Raw genomic sequence first — 18,376 nt, forward strand, 5'->3', positions numbered from 1 at the left:
ACTTAGATTATTATAATGATATACGTACAAAAGTACTAGTTAAAATAAGTGTCGCATAAAGGACTGTTATTATGCAGCCGTTGAGATGCGTGACAATCCTGCCTATCGCAATGTTCCCCTCGCCATAGGTGGCAGTAGCGACAGACGCGGGGTGATTTCTACCTGTAATTACCAAGCCCGTCAATTTGGGGTGCGCTCTGCTATGGCCACCGCTCATGCTTTAAAACTCTGCCCCGATTTAGTCTTAGCTCCGGGCAGAATGCAGTTGTATAGCGAAATATCTGCGCAAATTCGTGACATATTTAGGCGATACACCGATAAAATAGAGCCGTTATCTTTGGATGAAGCCTATTTAGATGTGTCGGATTGCACACTATTTTCAGGCAGCGCCACACTCATTGCTGAAGATATTCGCCGCGCTATATTTACCGAAACCCAACTTACCGCATCTGCTGGCGTGGCTCCTTGTAAGTTTGTGGCCAAGATCGCCAGCGATGAAAACAAGCCCAATGGTATATGCGTGGTCACGCCTGAGACTCTCGACGCTTTTGTTGTCAAGCTTCCTCTTGGAAAAATTCCCGGTGTCGGCAAAGTCACCCAAGCTAAGTTAGCTGATTTAGGCTTATACAGCTGCGCCGATGTGCGCCATTATCCTTTCGATGATTTAATCAAACGCTTTGGTAAATTTGGGCCGATTATTTGGGATAGAAGCCATGGTGTAGACGAGCGTAATTTAAGCACCGAAAGACGCCGAAAGTCCGTTGGGGTTGAACGCACTATGGCCGAAGATATTCACTCAGAACAAGCGTGCATTGATATGATAGATAGCTTGTTCCCCATGTTAGAAAAGCGCTTAACTAAGTCAGGCGCTACTATTCAAAGTCAGGGCATTAAACTTAAATTCGATGATTTTCAGCAAACCACTGTCGAGCATAAATGTCAGTTGTTAGATAAAGACTATTTCTTAAAGCTTTTAACCGAAGGCCTTTCTCGCCAAGCCGGTCGTGGCATTAGGTTAGTAGGCTTACACGTAGGTTTGGCAGATCCTCAAAAGGACCAGCAATTGGCGTTTTCGTTTACATCAGCCTAATTCATAGCATTTTTGCTATAAGCTATTATCGGCAAAAGTAGGAGACTTAAAATCTGGTTCACGTAAACTAGGAGCACACAGTGCGTCAGGTTTTTGATATTTAAAATATCATCTTAGTTTTTAAAAAAGTGAATAAAAATAATGCCCAATGTAGTAGAGCTACTCCAATTTATAAGTAACAACAAATTTGCAACTACATTGATTGCTTTTGCAGTGTTTCTGGCGATTAAGTTTTTTATCTTCAAGATCATAAATAGAAAATCCAAAGAGCAGAAACGACTAAAAATTAATATGCTAAATAATATTTTTTCCATATTAATCATAGTGATGGTGTTTAACATATGGTCTGAAGAAATTCAAAAATTTGCTTTTTCTATTGCCGCCTTTATCGTTGCTATCGTATTAGCCACAAGAGAGTTCATTCAGTGTTTTATTGGGTTTTTATACTTATTATCGAGCAGGCCGTTTCGTATTGGAGATTGGATCCAAGTAGGCACACACTATGGAGAAGTCTATGCCACTGATTGGATAAAACTCACATTATTAGAAGTAGACAAGGATAGCTATCACTACACCGGTAAGACCATGTTTGTGCCTAACAGCCAATTGATTACTGCCACCATAAAAAACCTCAATTTTCTAAAGCGTTACGCCATGCATCATTTCACTATTGTTCGCGACGACAGCGTAAACCCTTTTGAATTTATTGATGTACTTTACGAAAAAGCTTGCTCGTATTGTGAGGACTTTAAGGATGTAGCCATAAGATATAATCAATTAATAGAAAACAGACTAGAAGTTAGCATAGCAGGGCCGATGCCACATATTCAGGTAGCCACATCTGAACTAGGCGACACCCAAGTGTTCTTTACAATTTTTTGCCCAACAGACCGAGCACTAGAAATTGAGCAACAACTAACATCTGACTTTATGAGCATGTGGTTTGAACAAAAGGCCTCACAGCCGAAATTATGACATCCCTTTGAACCATTTAATTGCTAAGAGCCTAAGGCCTAGTAATCAATTCTAAGCCTTAGTATTAACAATAGTGATAGCGCCATCAAGGTGCACATCTCGTTGTGGGTAAGCCACGACAATATTATTTTCGGTGAGTAATTCATCTAGTTTAAAACGAATATTGCTGCGGGTTACGCGTAAACCACCTTCAACTTTAGAGTTAATCCAAAAATTCACTTCGAAAATAAGTGCGTTATCTCCGAAATCCTCAAAACTCACAACGGGTGCGGGATCCGTCAACACTTCTGGTAGCGAGACTGTCGCTTCTAATAAAAGTTTAGCGGCAGTTTTAGCTGGCGTACCATAGGCCACACCTACACGAACATTTGTTCTGACTAAACTGTCGAGTAATGTCCAATTTACTACGGTATTTTCGAGCAATTTACTATTGGGGATGAGTAAATGTACGCCATCAACCCGTCTAATTCTGGTTGAACGGGTGTTAATTTCTTCGACAATTCCTTTTGCACCTTCCACTTCTAAAAAATCACCTATCCGTATAGGACGTTCCCATAACAAAATCCAGCCACTTATAAAATTATTGATAATATTCTGTGCTCCAAAACCAAATCCTATTGCAATTGCGCCAGACAAGAACGCAAAAGCGGCAATCGGAATATTCATCATATCTAAAGTTGTGAGTAACAATATGGTAATGACAATTACATACAGAATTCGCTGTAAAAGGTGAATAATATTGGGATCCGTTTTATTCGACACTAAGCGGTTAGTAATGACCCTAATCGTCCACCTTGTTAATAGAAGTCCTCCATAGATTATAAAGGGAATAAAAAGTAAGCCGCCTAAGCTCACAGGTTGATCGGCAATTGTGATCACTGTTGAAGACAACATTGCCTTAATTTGCTCTAAATCCATGCTACCCCCTAATCAACTTGAGCCTAAAAATACCTTTGAAGGATCAACTAAGAATCTAGAGCCTATAGCTTCACGACCAAATAGCATGAGATAACTCATATCAGAGCGGTCGGTCAATGTAATTTCAATTTCCCACTTTTCCAAACCTAGCACTACAGGCGTTCGAATAACATAGCGCTGCTCTGTGGTGCCATTAGAAGACTTTACATTTCTAACATCACTTATAGGCGCAACACATTGTACAACTGTGTCTACATTGTGAATGTCAGAGTGAATATCAAACTGAATACAATGGACACCTTTGACCATCTTTTTTTCAATATTATCAACATGCAGTGACGAGGTCTTTGCGCCGGTGTCGACTCGCACTTGAAGCTCACTAATTGCAAGTTCAGGCAATGCAATCGATTCTATCCGTCCGATTATGGGTTTATTTTTTTGAGTCACAACTTTTCCTAGGCTTAGACGTTTTCGGGTAACAATTGTTCTTGTACGTTTTCAATATGCTCTGCGATTTCTTCATCATCTTCGCTAAAATAAGCAATATGAAACATCGCTTCCCCTTCCTGCACTAGAGGGATATTTTGTTTGCCTATTAATATGCCTGATCGGCTCGCCTTAACAGAATCAATAACTTCGCCATAAGGGCTACCAATCTCAGCTAATATTTGGCCTTTAGTCATTTGATCTCCTAGGTTTACTAGGTTATGCACTATACCACTGGCATTGGCTCTGACCCATTGACTACCATTTGCAACAAAAGGAGCGAGTTTTTTCCTTTTTGAAGGCGCTGCCTTTTTTGTCATACCTAGATGCTGCAACACATTAAGTATTCCTTTCATACCAGCACGAATTGAAAACTCATCAAAACGCAATGCTTCGCCTGCCTCGTATAACAATATTTTGGTTTGGCTTTTAGCGGCGGCTTCTCGTAGTGAGCCATCTACCAAATTTGAATTAAGTAACACTGGCACACCAAACACTTCAGCCAACTCTTTTGTCTCAGCATCTGACATGTTCGCTCGAATTTGCGGTAAATTTGAACGATGGATCGCACCAGTATGTAAATCAATCCCATAATCGCAATGCTTAACGATTTCATTCAGAAAAATATGGGCCACCCTGCCCGCTAAAGAGCCCCTAGCAGAACCCGGAAAGCTACGGTTTAGATCACGCCTGTCGGGCATATAGCGACTTTGATTAACAACGCCATACACATTAACCATAGGTACAGCGATGACAGTTCCATTAACAATTTTGAACTTTTTCTGATTGATTAGTCTTCGAATAATCTCAATACCATTTAGCTCATCACCGTGCACCGCGGCACTAAGAAATATAGTTGGGCCTGGCTTTTTTCCTCGAATGATATGTACAGGCAAAGACACATTCGCATCTGTATATAACTTAGCAACGGGCAGCTCTATCTTCTTTTGCTCACCGGGCAAAATATCAAATTCACCAATACGTAGGGTGTTCATAGAATTATCTCAGCTCACCCTTGACCACGGGTTTTATTACTATTTGGCTTGGCATTTTTTTCTATAAATGAAAAAACCATGCCAGCTATATCTTTGCCTGTAGCTTTTTCTATCCCCTCTAAGCCTGGTGATGAGTTCACTTCCATTACCATTGGCCCATTTTGTGAGCGCAACAAGTCAACACCACATAAATTTAGGCCCATGGCTTTAGCCGCACTAACCGCTGTTTCTCGTTCTTGTTTCGATAACTTGACGATTTCAGCAGAGCCGCCTCTATGCAAATTAGAACGAAATTCACCTTCGGCCCCCTGTCGTTTCATAGCTGCAACGACCTTTCCGCCCACAACTAAACAACGAATATCCGCTCCACCGGCCTCCTTGATAAATTCTTGCACTAAAATATTGGCTTTTAGGCCCATAAAGGCTTCGATTATTGCTTCGGCTGCCTTAGCCGTATCCGCTAAAACCACGCCAATACCCTGTGTACCTTCTAATAACTTGATAACAACAGGCGCTCCCCCCACATTTTTGATCAAATCTTTAATGTTATCTGGTTTGCTTGCAAACCCTGTTCTAGGTAAGCCTATGCCTTTTCGAGACAAGAGTTGTAAGGAGCGAAGCTTGTCTCGTGAGCGACTTATGGCCACAGAGTCATTGATATTAAAGGTTCCCATCATTTCAAATTGTCGAGCGACAGCGGTACCGTAAAATGTTACTGAAGCGCCAATTCGAGGAATAATTGCGTCATATTTGGGAAGTTCTGCTCCGCGATAACGCACCGTCGGCCTGCTACTCGTTATATCCATGTAGCAATGCAAGGTATCGATGATATCAACCTCATGTCCTAAAGCTTCCCCCGCTTCTTTTAATCGACGGGTAGAATAGAGGTTCTTATTTCGGGATAAAATAGCAATTTTCATAATGTTTCCAGTACTCAAAAAGTAGCGTTTTTCTGAGCTTGACGTGAAGAATTGAAGAGACGTTAACGGTAGACCTTAATACAACAAAACGCTACATATTTGTAACTACCTATACTCAAAAAAAAACTTTTAAAACCATTTTTTCTTTTTAAACAACCATACTTGAAAAGCGACTATCACTATTAATATCCCTACAAAAATAGCAAAGGCATAACTGTTTTCAGCACCAGGAATGCCTCCCACATTAATACCTAGCAAACCCGTCAGAAAGCCTAAGGGTAAAAACAAAGCAGCCACAATTGATAACACAAACATCCTATTATTCATCTGTTCTGCTAAAGTGTTGTTCAATTCCTCTTGACTGACTATTGCTCTGTCTTTAGCCGAATCTAAGTCCTCAATTAGGCGAGTTAAATGATCTGCCGTTTCTCTTAATTGAATTTTTTCTTCTACTGAAAATAATGAAATTTTGTCACTGAGCAGTTGTGTCATTGCCTCTCGCTGTGGTGACAAATAACGCCTCAAAGAAATAATTTGCCTGCGAATATCTGAAAGCTCACTTCTAAGTGTATAACTACTTGAAACTAATATATTTTCTTCTATATCAGACACTTTATCCTCAATTTCGTAAATCGTATGACTCATTCTAGAAATTAAGCGATCGGCTAATAAGGTAATAAACGCTGAGGGCGTTTGTGGGCCAATTCCTTTATCAAAATCAACCGCGATATCTTTAGTGGACAATAATAAGCGCCGCCTAGTACTGATGATTTTGTCTTTGGTAAACCATAGGCGAATTGAAACCATATCTTCTGGATTACTGTTAGGCGATAAATTAACACCTCGCAGCGAAATTAGTACACCATCCATTAAGACTGTAGCGCGTGGTCGAGTCTCTTCATTTAATAGCGCACTAACGACGACTTCTGGCAATTGACTTTGTTCATTAAGCCATTGTTTTGCAGAGTCCGAGGTATAATCAAAATGTAGCCAATGCTGCTTATCGGTATCCAGTGAATCCAGTGAAAGTATTTTGTTATCTGGTTCACCAATATTAAAATAGTAGCCAAAAATAAACTCAGTTTGCATCGTTAACGCCCCAAAAGTGCCTTGCCACCATCATAGTCTGTTACGTTAAATAACCTAACATATTCCAGATAAAGGACAAAATAAGTACACTAGTATTACAAGGAAATCGATACACTACACCAATATAATAAAGTTAATTAATACCGACGTAGAGAGACAATCATCCGTGCTTAAAATGCCTGCCAATGTATGGTTACTTACCTTGATCCAAGCCCTCGCCATGAGCACTGGTACTATGCTAGTGCTGGCTGGCGGCGTTTTGGGTGCACAGCTTACCCCAGATCCTAAATGGTCAACTTTACCTTTAGCCATGAGTATTGTGGGCACCGCCTGTGGTGTGGTACCTATTACTCGGTTGATGCAACATTTTGGTAGAAAACCCATTTTTATTGGGGCGACTTTATTCGGTGTTATGGTTACTTTATTTGCCGCTTCTAGTATCGCGAACAGCAACTTTTGGGGGCTAGTGGCATCGGCTTTTTTATTAGGTATGGTTCTGTCTGCTATTCAGCAAATTCGCTTTGCTGCAATGGAGTCTGTGGGCATTGACCTTATGCCTAAAGCCGCATCCACAGTATTATTAGGAGGCTTAGTCGCCGCTATTTTAGGGCCAGAGTTGGTCACTTGGGGAAATTTGGTGACAGAGCAAGATTTTGTCGGTGCGTTTTATTTGATGGCAGGTCTGTTAGTACTATGCAGCTTATTGTTTACTCGGATCAAAAATACCCATGTAACTATTGATAAATCAGCAGATACAGGGCGATTACTCTTGATTATTGCCAAACAACCTATTTTTATTCTGGCCGTGTCGTCATCAGTGGTGGGGTATGCCTTAATGAGCTTTATTATGACTGCTACGCCCGTCCATATGCATGTACATGAGGCCTATTCATTGCAAGAAACAAAGTGGGTGATCCAAAGCCATATTTTTGCGATGTTTTTTCCGTCGATATTTAGCGGTTGGTTAATCACTAAACTAGGTACTTCAAAAATACTATTTTTCGGTTTATCAGCCTACATCTGCACAATTTTAGTGGCTCTTGTGGGCAATGAGTGGCTGAATTATTGGGTTGCTCTAGTATTGCTTGGCATAGGTTGGAATTTTTTGTTTGTAGGTGGCACGGTTTTACTGGCCCAAAGTTATCAACCAAATGAAAGATTTAAAGTTCAGGGCTTAAACGAGTTCTTAGTATTTGGCTGTCAAGCAATGGCAGCATTAAGTGCAGGTGTATTGCTTAATATCATAGATTGGCGCGGTTTATTGTTAGTTAGTTTTGCTATCATAACAGCGCAGTTACTTATGATTATCTGGCAACAAAACCGCCAAAAACGCACTTCTATACCTCAGCAAACCTTTTAATAGTAGGAATCAATATGTCACTAAAAACGGGGCGTTATCGCCATTATAAAGGTAATGAATACCAAGTAGTTGGTGTGGCTAAACATTCAGAAGATGAAACCGAACTTGTGGTTTATCAGCCTCTTTATGGTGACAGGGGCTTATGGGTTAGGCCGCTTGAGATGTTTGAAGAAACAGTTGAAGTTGCTGGCTCTAATGTCTTACGATTTGAATTTATCGCTGACAAATAGTCCTAATTCTGGGTTAGCAACGCCTGTAACTATCAATTTTTGATAACAATGAGGGCTAACTAGGAACCTACTTTAAGCGACTAAAACGTAAAAAAGGGGCCGAAGCCCCTTACATTACAGTTGCTTTTAGTTAAAAACGAGCTTCAAAACCAACTTCAACGTAGCGAGGCGCCTGCCATGAATATGCCGCTCCATATGAAGGGCTATAAATTCCTTCAGCTCTACGAGCCTCATAGTGTTCATTTTGTGAAGTGACACTTTGAGAATTGAGCACGTTGTAAATATTTAAAGTTGCTCGCATATCTAAATCATTCACATTGAAACTATAGTTTGCTGATAAATCTAACTTAAATGTCCAAGGTGTACGACCCTTACTGCCACGAGGTGAAAACTCATAAACTTTTTCTTCCACGTCACAAGCGCCGTTACCGTTGTTATCTGGGCACTGATTAGTATATAAATAGTAAGTATCTCCATAGCTACCATAAATACGGGCATCATTTGAAGGATATCCCTGTCCAAATGCACTTAATGGGCGACCACTTGCTAATGTTGAATTAAAGCCAACTGTTAGATCATCGGTTACATCATATGACCCGAACAATTTAAACACATGGCGACGGTCATTGGCTTGATAACCCGATGCACCATCCATCAATGCAGGGAAATCAAAATCTTGGGTGATACCAGGATCTCGCTGGCCTATATCGGATTTAACCGCTCCTTCGAAATTACCCACACTGCGACTCCACGTATAGATCATTGTCATCCGCGAATTATCACCCACATAGTTAAACTGAGTTTGCAATGCAGTGTATTCATTTTCTGCTTCAGGTAATCCAAGTTCATCAGCTGTATAAGTACGGCGACTACCTGGGTCTGGAGCACTGTCAAAATCATTATCTAGCTGCCATGTACCCTCTGAACCAGGGTTAAGCAAAGTACAAGTGGCTTGCGAGGCAAATGGACCACAATAGTCATCCAAAGCTGAGGCTACTTCGCGATAAATTGCCCGTAATGATAGTGAAAACTCATCGGTTAAAGACGTTTCGTAGCCTAAAATCAATTCATTTTTGCTAAAAGGTTCTGCTTCTTCAGATTGGAAAGTAGCTTGAATTGCAGGATTAGGCACAGAATTGACAACCTGTGAGCTACCTAAATTACCAGTTATTGGATTGGTTCCAGTTGCAGCACCGGTACTGTCCGAGCCTGTAAAAGTATAATAGGTTGTAATGTCACTTATCCCTGACGCGGCGCGATAGTTGGTATTGTTTGGAACAGGTAAATAATAGCGACCAAAAGTACCGTAGAACTTCGACTCTCCTTCTCCAGTTGGATCCCAGCTAAAACCTAAACGTGGTGCAACATCTGTCTTAAATGATGAAAAAACTAGTCCAGTTACTCCAGAGTTTTCAAACTCATCTTGACGCACCCCTAGATTCAAACGCAAGTCATCGGTTACTTGCCATTCATCTTCTATATACCAGGCATTTAATTCTGTGGTAAAACCGCCACCACCAACAAATACGCGGTCGAACACATAGTCTTGGGCAGCACCAGTATTGTTAGTATACAAATTTCCGGCCGTTCCTTGAATGCTGCCGTTTGGTGCTAGAGTGGCGTAAGTCCATGCATGTCCGGTAATCGGGGCTGTAGTATGAAATGTTTCACGCTCTTGCTTATCGTAACCTACGCGAACTAAATGGTCCTCGAAAGCATATTCCACATCAATTCGTAGCTGCTTATTATTGTCAGTGTTTTCGCCGGTCGTACCGCCTGATCCACAACTTGTAATGAGTTGAGATGCTGGAACTTGTCGATTATCTAGTACTGTAGGGCAATCTAGGTTGCTCGGCGTATTGGTATACTCAGTTTCAATTTCACCGTACATAGCTGAAACCGTTAAATCATCGGTGATATACCCTTTGTAGGTTAAGCTTTTAAGCTCCCCCCCTCTTGCGCGAATAGTGTTTTGTACAGAATCGCCTATGACACCATTATCGGCATCAAATAAAAAGGTCTCAGAAACAGTGTCACTGCGGTCAGAGTAGGTAAATAAACTGAGTTTATGATCATCCGTTATAATCCAGTCTACTTTTGCTCCCCAAAACAGGTTGTCACTACCGCTTGAACTACGCTTCACATAATTGTCATCCAATGCATATTGTTGACGACCACTAGATTGAAAGCCAAAGTTATTGTCAATATCTCGTGGATTGACTAACGCATAAATAAACAATGTATCCTCAATGATGGGACCCGAAGCAGAAACGGTATATTCAAATTTGCTGTATTCATCCATGCTTTGATTACGAAATACTGAAGGGCCATTTGCGCCACCTGCGGTATAAGAAATTCCGCCATCTTCACGTAGAGATTTTGGTGTAAATAGTGCAGTGGCCGCAAATTCCCAGTCATTGCTGCCACTTTTAGTGACTGCATTAAGTACCCCACCTGTAGTCCGACCAAATTGAGCTGAGTAGCCACCTGTTTTAACTTGGAATTCTTTATAAAACTCAAATGGAACTGAACCACAACCTAAGCCTTGGCTAGTATTGGTTACTTCCATACCATTGATATAACAAGAGTTTTCAGCAACAGATGCACCACCAAACGAAGCTAAACCTCCCGAATTGGGTGAACTAAAGTTGTTTTCTCCTTCTACTGTACCAGGCGCCAACATTGCGATAGCAGTAATGTTCCGAGAAATAGGCATTCTGTCAACATCTAATTCCCCTATCACTAAACCTGAGTCGGTTGACGTTACATCAACTGCAGATATTCTCGCCGATGTCACTTCTATTACCTCTGTCCCCTCATCAGTAAGAAAATTAAATTCTAAGGAAGCATTTGATCCCAATGTGATACGGGCGGTATCTTTGGCGACTAAAGCACCATTTTTGGTAATAGTGATATCGTATTGACCCGTTGGTAGTTGAGAAAATCGGAATGAGCCAGAATCGCTCACGGATACATTTCGGCTTACGCCTGTTTTTGGGTTTGTCGCAGTTACAGCATATTGCGAATAGTCATTTGCTGTAATGGCACCTGTAATATTAGCGGTGGTATTGTCAGCGTAAGCTGGAATTGCTAAGCCTAATGAAGTAGCCACAGCCAAAGCTGAGATACTTTTTTTAAAAGTAGTCATATGTATTCTCCCTATTTGTTCATCTTTTGATGAACAAAATATAATTATGATTATGTGTGATAACACTGTTATCAGGTACCAACTTAGAGACATAGACAACTTTGTACTATTAGCTTTCCACGAGTGAAGGTGGTGACGTGATCACTGGCGGTATATGCGTGTCGAATGGATAGTGAGACTATTTGAAGAGTGCTTTATAAGGCGTAATTACCTTATGAGGATTTTAATATTGCAGTCAAAAGCTTAGTATCCTAACTGTCAGGCCGTTTTTTTAGGGAATCATTTTTGTCGGACGAGTTCAGTACGTGATAGGCGACACTAAATCAGTGATAAAAGGTATATATCTCTAATCTGTGATTCAGTAATATTTTGCTTTCATGGGTAACGCCTCTCTTCCAACACACTCCTTATAAAAACTTAATGAGGGCATGTTTACTATTATGTTTAAACTGTTTATTAAAAATATTCCTCCTAGAGTGTTTTGGTTGGCGAATATTTTATTCTGGCTAGTCCTCAATACCATTGCTGCTGACAGTGCTCATAGAGCCAGTGTTCGTAATGCTCGCCCAAGTGTTTGGATAGATTGGTGGCTGGATTATTTACCTTGGTGGGGAAATTGGGCGTTGATGGCGCCGCTAATATGTGCGGCAGTCATGTCCATTGAATCTTCTAAACATGCTCTATTAAAGAAAATATTACTACATTTAATTTCAGCTTTGGTGTTGATGGTTTTTTATTGGACACTCACTCTAATTGAAGTAATTTTAATTAGTAATCAAGGACAATTAACTTTCGAAGAATTTCAAATTAGTGTCGGGCGCCTATTGTTAAGCCCAATGCACATGGATGCTTTTGTTTATTTGACTGTGGCTAGTGCTGGTCTAGCTCAAAGTTATTATGTCAAAAGTCAAGAATACGCACTTACCAGTCAGCGATTATCTAATCAGCTTCTTAAGGCTGAACTCCATGCACTGAAATCCCAGTTAAACCCTCATTTTCTGTTTAATACTTTAAATACAATATCTGGATTAGTACGACTCGATCAAAAATCAGGCGCGGTAAAAGCGTTAAGCGAATTAAGTCAGATGTTTCGCAGCGTATTAGAAAACCAGAACAAGCAACTCACTTCTCTTAGTAACGAAATGGAATTTATTGATTGTTACCTTGCCATTCAGAAGCGCCGATTTGAAAGCAAAATTTCATTAGAGGTTGATGTAGCAAAAGAATGTCTGGATGCTCAGTTACCTTTTATGTTGTTGCATACCTTAGTAGAAAATGCCGTACAACATGGCTCACAACTTGAAAGCAACGATAACATGATGAAATTAGTCGTGTCCCTAAGAGACGGAAATTTGCATATTCGCTTGGTAAACAAAGCTTCTACAGGAGACGACCACAAGGGGTTTGGCATTGGATTGCAAAATTGTCGTAAAAGATTACACCATATTTACAAAGATCAATATGTCCTTCAGTCTCATGAAATAGAAGATGGATATTTTGAAACACTTTTATCCTTACCTGCTGGAGGTGCAAATGTTTAAAGTACTAATTGCCGATGATGAACATATAGCACGCAAAATTATAAAGTTGTTGCTAAATGATCAACCAGATATGACAGAAGTATATGAAGCCAAAGATGGTACTCAAACCCTTGAACTTGCGACTAAATACCAACCTGACATCATATTTCTAGATATTCAAATGCCAGGAAAATCTGGTATCCAACTAGCAGAAAACTTACCTTCAGATTGTGTGGTCATTTTTGTCACCGCTTACGACAAATATGCCGTAGAAGCTTTTGAGTTATGTGCAATCGACTATTTGCTCAAACCGTTTCCAGACCAACGCTTTTACACGGCTTTAGAAAAAGCCAGAAGACACATTCAGGAGCAAAAGCATAGTAATCATTCCCAAGCGAGTGAGTTGCTTAAGCACTTAGACGAAGAAAAAGGGCTTGAATATAGAAGCCGCCTAATAGTTAAAGAGCCAGGCAGGATCCGTATCATTGAAGTACAACATATTAATTTTATTTCCGGAGCAGGCAATTATGCTGAGGTGCACTTATTTAATGGAACTTGCATATTACATCGTGAGACCCTAACCAAACTTGAAGCTCAGTTAGATCCCAATCAATTTATTCGTATCCATAGATCATCTTTAGTGCGCAAAACTAGTATTTGTGAATTAAAACCAAACGATAACGGTGATTACTCCGTCGTGCTGAAAAGTGGCGATGCATTAACTCTGTCTAGACGTAATAGATCGAAACTTGCAGAGTTACTTGTTTAAAACATATACATTTTGTAAATTTCAACATGAAAGTTATTGTTGCTGTCAATTAGGTTTGGTGTAATTGTAGTCAATCAAGTGATCGTCAAGGAACAAGGTTATGGGTTCAAGAATACATTTAGTCGCCGCGGTTATCGCTGTACTTTCAATTAGCTCAGCGAATGCTCAAGACCAATGGGCGGATACTAAAATCACCAGCCAAGCTGTGAGTGGTTCAGTACATATGCTGCAAGGTATGGGTGGCAATATTGGCGTGTCAGCAGGTGCAGAAGGCATATTAATTATAGACGACCAATTTGCTCCTTTAGCCGAAAAAATTGCCTCTGCCATAGGTGATATTGCTAAAACGCCAATGAAGTATGTGGTTAATACGCACTATCATGGCGATCATACAGGTTCGAACGCTTATTTTAGCGAAGTCCAACACAGTACTATCTTTGCTCATGACAACGTTCGTAAACGTTTAGCGGCAAAAGATGATCACAAACATGCCGAATTACCTGTTGTGACTTATCAACAGGGCGTGACCTTTCATTTCAATAACGACACTATTAAGGTCATGCATTTACCCGCAGGACATACCGACAGCGACAGCGTTGTTTGGTTTGAGAAGGCCAATGTGTTGCATCCAGGTGATTTGTTTTTTGAAGGGCGTTTTCCTTATATTGATTTAAACGGTGGCGGTACAGTGGCGGGTTATATTAAGAACGTGACTCAACTTATTGGTATGTTAAAAGAGGGAACTAAAATTATTCCCGGTCATGGAAATTTAGCCACAAAAGCCGACTATCAAAAAGCCTTAGGGATGATTGTTGATACCGCTTCTATGGTAAAAAGCATGAAAACCAAAGGTGTAAGCCTTGAAGATGCCGTGACACAAGGTTTAGGTGAAAAGTACCAAGACTGGTCTTGGAGTTTTATAACCGAAGAAAAGTGGATAACCACTTTATATAAAGGTCAGTGAATCATTTAACATCTATGGATCCCCGCTAAAAGAATGCGGGGATGACGTTTCAGTCATTTATTGGTAGTTGAGAGTTCAGACTTACTGTTTAACCTGAAAAAGCGTGGATCCCGGCCTAAAAGCACGCTGGAATGACAAAATATCAACCTAGTTCAAACACCACCAGCACTGTCATCCCCGAGTGCTTTTATCGGGGATCCATACTTTTTAAATTAACCCCAAATCCAGCTCTCAACTAAGGCTATTTCTTAAAACGTCTTTCACCAGCGATCCAAGTTTCAAGCACTTGGGTTTTCCAGATATCTTGTGGCGAAATAGTGAATATATCTTGGTCAACCAAAATAAAGTCAGCCCATTTACCTTGAGTTAATCCACCCAATATTTTTTCTTGATGAGCCGCATAGGCAGCATCTAAGGTAAACCCTTTGAACGCTTGTGTAACAGTTACGGCTTCGATGGGGATCCAGCCCTTATCTGGGGAATTATTCCTATCTTGCCTTGTTACGGCTGCATGTAGCCCAAAAAATGGATTAGACAGTTCTACCGGAAAATCAGAACCAAAAGCCACAGGTGAGCCTTGTTTTAAAAAGCTTTGCCACGCATAAGCACCTTTTAAACGGTCTGCCCCTACTCGGTCTTCGGCCATATTCATATCGCTAGTGGCGTGAGTGGGTTGCATAGAAGGAATAATGCCTAAACTTTTAAAACGTGGAATATCGTCCACGTTAATGATTTGCGAATGTTCAACACGGTTACGTTGTGATTTGCCACCTAAACGATCAAAGGTATCTGAAAACTGATCTAAGGCTAAACGATTGGCTCTATCGCCAATAGCATGAAAGTTTAGCTGAAACCCGTGGCCTAACACTAAGTCGAATAGTGGTTTTAAGTCTTTTTCACGGGTGACTAGCAATCCTTTGTTATGGGGATCATCTGAATAAGGTTTTAGTAGTGCGGCACCACGGCTACCTAAAGCGCCATCGCCGTAGGCTTTAACACTGCGTATAGATAACCAATCGTATTGATCTTGTACATGGCCTGTTTCTAACAGCTGTTTTAAAATTGGCGATGTTGCGGCAATCATAGGATAAATGCGCACCGGCAATGAATGTTCACTGACTCTTTTTTTGAAATAGTCGTATACCTTTTTGCTGATGCCAGCATCGTGAACACTGGTGATACCTTCGGATAACATTTGTTTTCCGGCGGCATCTAGTTGCGCTTTTAAGGTGTTTTCAGAAGTTTTGGGCAAATGTTTATAAAGCAAACTTTCGGCATTATCTACCAGTATGCCGGTGGGATTGCCTTGTTTATCTCGAACAATTTTACCACCGGGAGGATCAAGGGTGTCTTTAGTAATGCCGGCTATTTCAAGGGCTTTGCTATTGACCCAACTTGCATGTCCATCTACTCGTGACAACATCACAGGTTTATTTTTTACATATTCATCTAACATGCTAGCCGTGGGAAAAGTTTTACTTGGCCAAAGTACTTGATTCCAGCCTCGCCCGATAATCCATGGTGAGTCTTGTTGTTTTTTGGCATAGGCTTGCACCATTTTTGCCGCGTCTAACGCTGTTTTGCTCTCTCGCAAGTCTACTTGCAGTATGGACTCTCCTAACCCTAACACGTGTCCGTGAGCATCGATTAGTCCTGGCAACATGACTTTATTCTTGCCATCTATATAGGTCGCGTCTGCATAGTCTTGCTCAAGCTCTTTGCCTCCAATGGCTACCACTTTTCCACCATCAAACACTATATTTGAAAATTGAACCAATTTACCCGCATTGTTGAGGGTATAACCTTTTACGTTGCCAATTTGACTAGGTGCTGCCAACACTAAGGTGCTAACAAAAAACAAACAGATGATAAGTACTTTTTTCACGTGGACTCCTAAAATGAGATGTTCTTAGTGCTAGTTTTCAGCTAGCGTTAATTTCTTTAATGGCAATCGAGTAGCACATTCACTAAGGTTACCGAACCAAAATAACGTCCCACAATTTGGCTTCTGCTATTTAAAACAATGGTTTGGTTGATACCTTTAGTCAATTGATGTTGCTGACGCAATTGATTGCGACTACGGCCACTAATGTCAATATGAGGTTGAGTTTTACGCCAATTGTTCAAATCAATAAAGTGAATATTTTTTCTATCAATTTGCCTACTTAATTGGGATATTTGATCATTAAAACTTTTATTTTCAGAACCTTTTAATGAATAAATAATGACACAAGACGCGTTATCAAAAAGCGGGCTTTGCCCATGACTTGAGGACGATAATAATGTTAAAACGCTTAATATGATAACTACCGAAAATATCCGCAATCTTGTAATCCCATTATAAGATTTTATCCAAAACACATTTTTCCTATACCTATACTAAATCAGTTTTTAACTGTTAAATCAACAAACTAGGCACTTGGTGTAAGTGATCATCTTGCCATACTCTAAGCATTTTTTGTTGATCTATATTACCACCAGACAATATCACTAATACTTTTTGCTTGGTTGACTGCGTTTTGAGCCATTCGACTACGGCTCCCATACTCATAGCACTAGTAGGCTCTACATGAATTTTAAGTAAGTGTTGTAACCACTGAGTCCAATAGGCAATCTTTGTTTCGTCAATTTCATAAAAACCATCTAAAGCCTGTAAAAACGGAAAGGTTAGTTCTCCTACGGCTAAGGTTGCGGCACCATCAGCTAAGGTATCTGGCTGATTTTCCAGTGATTGAATAACACCGGTTCGAATAGATCTAATAGCGTCGTTTGCCACCAGAGGTTCAGCTCCTATAACACTTGCCTTAGGATAGAGTGCTTTGGTAGTCACCAACGAACCAGAAATTAATCCACCACCGCCTACGGGAGCAAAAACGCTATCGACTTCTCCTGTTTGTTTTAGCGCCTCGAGTGCAGCGGTGCCTTGGCCGGCAATAATGTCATAGTGATTAAACGGAGGCATCCACAGCACACCATTTTTTTTGGCTGCTTCAGCTACCTTTTCATCGGCTTCTTTACGAGATGCACTTATGTCCAGCTTTGCACCATAATACTCGGTGGCCGCAGCCTTCACCTTAGATACATTTTGAGCACTAAAGATAGTGGCTTTCACACCAAGTAGCTTTGCCGCGTACGCCACCGCTTGGGCGTGATTACCCGAACTACTGGCCAAAACATGTGAACCAAGTTGCCCGTTTTCTCGTGCCTTAAGCATCATATTTATGGCACCACGGAGCTTAAATGCACCTGTTTTTTGCAAACATTCTGCTTTAAACATTATGTTATGCCCTAACCAGTCATTTAATAACTGCGATTCATATACTGGGGTGTTTTTAATAAAAGGCTGGATGCGTTGTTCGGCAGCTTGCACATCGGCAATAGTCACACTGGACATATATAAAAGATCACTATTAATAGTTGCTACAGGAAGCAAGATGGTAGCCTGTAGTTGCTATTTTCGCATCAACATTTATGCTGTTTATTCACTAAAAGTTTGAAGGAAACAAAGATGGGTTTACTCGATGGTTTATTAGGCAATGCTTCTGAAATTGATATCAGTGAAATAGCGGATGAATTGGCACCTATAATTGCTGAAACTGAAAGTATACAACAGGCATTTAAAGAGATTAGAGATATGTATGTGTTCACTAACAAACGCCTTATTTTAATTGATAAACAAGGTATGACCGGCCGTAAAGTGGACTACCATTCGATCCCATATCGCGCCATTACACAATTTAAAGTAGAAACCGCCGGCCACTTCGATTTAGATGCCGAGCTTAAGATCTGGATATCAGGACAAAGCAACCCTATAGAAAAAGAACTTAAGAAAGATACCGTAGTTGGTATCCAACAAACCTTAGCTGCACAAATGTTTGCTTAAGAGTAGCGATCAGAAACGAGTTTCGAGTT

At 40.5% G+C, this 18,376-nt stretch carries 17 protein-coding genes; 8 read left to right on the forward strand and 9 right to left on the reverse strand.

The window, feature by feature from the left end; all coding sequences use genetic code 11:
* The first annotated feature begins 55 nt into the window (after positions 1–55).
* Positions 56–1,090, forward strand: a complete 1,035-nt coding sequence (gene dinB / locus Q0688_RS21870) for a DNA polymerase IV (RefSeq protein WP_299082520.1) — start codon at positions 56–58, stop codon at positions 1,088–1,090.
* Between the two features lie 141 nt (positions 1,091–1,231).
* Positions 1,232–2,065: a mechanosensitive ion channel family protein gene (locus tag Q0688_RS21875; RefSeq protein ID WP_299082407.1), complete on the forward strand. Its 834-nt coding sequence runs from the start codon at positions 1,232–1,234 to the stop codon at positions 2,063–2,065.
* Positions 2,066–2,116: 51 nt separating this feature from the next.
* Here Q0688_RS21875 and Q0688_RS21880 read toward each other — a convergent pair whose 3' ends face one another.
* From Q0688_RS21880 to Q0688_RS21900, 5 genes are all read right to left on the reverse strand, one after another.
* A complete protein-coding gene (locus Q0688_RS21880) occupies positions 2,117–2,983 on the reverse strand; it encodes a mechanosensitive ion channel domain-containing protein (RefSeq protein WP_299082409.1) in 867 nt (288 codons plus the stop codon).
* Positions 2,984–2,995: 12 nt separating this feature from the next.
* Positions 2,996–3,430 (reverse strand): RimK/LysX family protein, encoded by a 435-nt coding sequence (locus Q0688_RS21885; RefSeq protein ID WP_299082411.1) that lies wholly within the window; start codon positions 3,428–3,430, stop codon positions 2,996–2,998.
* 14 nt (positions 3,431–3,444) lie between these two features.
* Positions 3,445–4,464: a succinylglutamate desuccinylase/aspartoacylase family protein gene (locus tag Q0688_RS21890; RefSeq protein ID WP_299082412.1), complete on the reverse strand. Its 1,020-nt coding sequence runs from the start codon at positions 4,462–4,464 to the stop codon at positions 3,445–3,447.
* Between the two features lie 14 nt (positions 4,465–4,478).
* Positions 4,479–5,384 (reverse strand): 30S ribosomal protein S6--L-glutamate ligase, encoded by a 906-nt coding sequence (gene rimK / locus Q0688_RS21895; protein ID WP_299082416.1) that lies wholly within the window; start codon positions 5,382–5,384, stop codon positions 4,479–4,481.
* 129 nt (positions 5,385–5,513) lie between these two features.
* The gene (locus Q0688_RS21900; RefSeq protein WP_299082418.1) at positions 5,514–6,473 is read right to left on the reverse strand and encodes a zinc transporter ZntB; all 960 of its coding nucleotides are present in this window, start codon (positions 6,471–6,473) and stop codon (positions 5,514–5,516) included.
* Between the two features lie 175 nt (positions 6,474–6,648).
* Between Q0688_RS21900 and Q0688_RS21905 the strand changes: the two genes are divergently transcribed.
* Complete coding sequence (locus Q0688_RS21905; protein ID WP_299082522.1) at positions 6,649–7,833, forward strand: MFS transporter; 1,185 nt, start codon at positions 6,649–6,651, stop codon at positions 7,831–7,833.
* Positions 7,834–7,847: 14 nt separating this feature from the next.
* Complete coding sequence (locus tag Q0688_RS21910) at positions 7,848–8,063, forward strand: DUF1653 domain-containing protein (protein ID WP_299082420.1); 216 nt, start codon at positions 7,848–7,850, stop codon at positions 8,061–8,063.
* Between the two features lie 130 nt (positions 8,064–8,193).
* Here the strand turns inward: Q0688_RS21910 and Q0688_RS21915 are convergent, their stop codons facing one another.
* The gene (locus Q0688_RS21915; RefSeq protein ID WP_299082524.1) at positions 8,194–11,217 is read right to left on the reverse strand and encodes a TonB-dependent receptor; all 3,024 of its coding nucleotides are present in this window, start codon (positions 11,215–11,217) and stop codon (positions 8,194–8,196) included.
* A gap of 434 nt (positions 11,218–11,651) precedes the next feature.
* Between Q0688_RS21915 and Q0688_RS21920 the strand changes: the two genes are divergently transcribed.
* The 3 genes from Q0688_RS21920 to Q0688_RS21930 all read left to right on the forward strand — a co-directional run bounded on the left by Q0688_RS21920 (position 11,652) and on the right by Q0688_RS21930 (position 14,464).
* On the forward strand, positions 11,652–12,752 hold the full coding sequence (locus Q0688_RS21920; protein WP_299082422.1) for a sensor histidine kinase: 1,101 nt from the start codon (positions 11,652–11,654) through the stop codon (positions 12,750–12,752).
* Complete coding sequence (locus Q0688_RS21925; RefSeq protein ID WP_299082424.1) at positions 12,745–13,500, forward strand: LytTR family DNA-binding domain-containing protein; 756 nt, start codon at positions 12,745–12,747, stop codon at positions 13,498–13,500. The genes Q0688_RS21920 and Q0688_RS21925 overlap by 8 nt, the downstream gene beginning before the upstream one ends.
* Positions 13,501–13,600: 100 nt before the next feature.
* Entirely contained in the window at positions 13,601–14,464 is an 864-nt protein-coding gene (locus Q0688_RS21930) for an MBL fold metallo-hydrolase (protein ID WP_299082426.1), read from the forward strand.
* Between the two features lie 241 nt (positions 14,465–14,705).
* On the opposite strand, the gene Q0688_RS21935 is transcribed toward Q0688_RS21930, so the two are convergent.
* The 3 genes from Q0688_RS21935 to Q0688_RS21945 are packed head-to-tail and all read right to left on the reverse strand — an operon-like array spanning position 14,706 to position 17,858.
* Complete coding sequence (locus tag Q0688_RS21935; protein WP_299082428.1) at positions 14,706–16,349, reverse strand: amidohydrolase; 1,644 nt, start codon at positions 16,347–16,349, stop codon at positions 14,706–14,708.
* Positions 16,350–16,405: 56 nt separating this feature from the next.
* Complete coding sequence (locus Q0688_RS21940) at positions 16,406–16,825, reverse strand: hypothetical protein (protein WP_299082430.1); 420 nt, start codon at positions 16,823–16,825, stop codon at positions 16,406–16,408.
* A gap of 37 nt (positions 16,826–16,862) precedes the next feature.
* Positions 16,863–17,858 (reverse strand): serine/threonine dehydratase, encoded by a 996-nt coding sequence (locus Q0688_RS21945; RefSeq protein ID WP_299082526.1) that lies wholly within the window; start codon positions 17,856–17,858, stop codon positions 16,863–16,865.
* A gap of 114 nt (positions 17,859–17,972) precedes the next feature.
* On the opposite strand from Q0688_RS21945, the gene Q0688_RS21950 reads away from it, so the two are divergent.
* The gene (locus Q0688_RS21950) at positions 17,973–18,347 is read left to right on the forward strand and encodes a PH domain-containing protein (RefSeq protein WP_299082432.1); all 375 of its coding nucleotides are present in this window, start codon (positions 17,973–17,975) and stop codon (positions 18,345–18,347) included.
* The last annotated feature ends 29 nt before the right edge of the window (positions 18,348–18,376 follow it).

Origin of the sequence: uncultured Paraglaciecola sp., assembly GCF_937123705.1 — a bacterium.
Classification (GTDB): domain Bacteria; phylum Pseudomonadota; class Gammaproteobacteria; order Enterobacterales; family Alteromonadaceae; genus Paraglaciecola.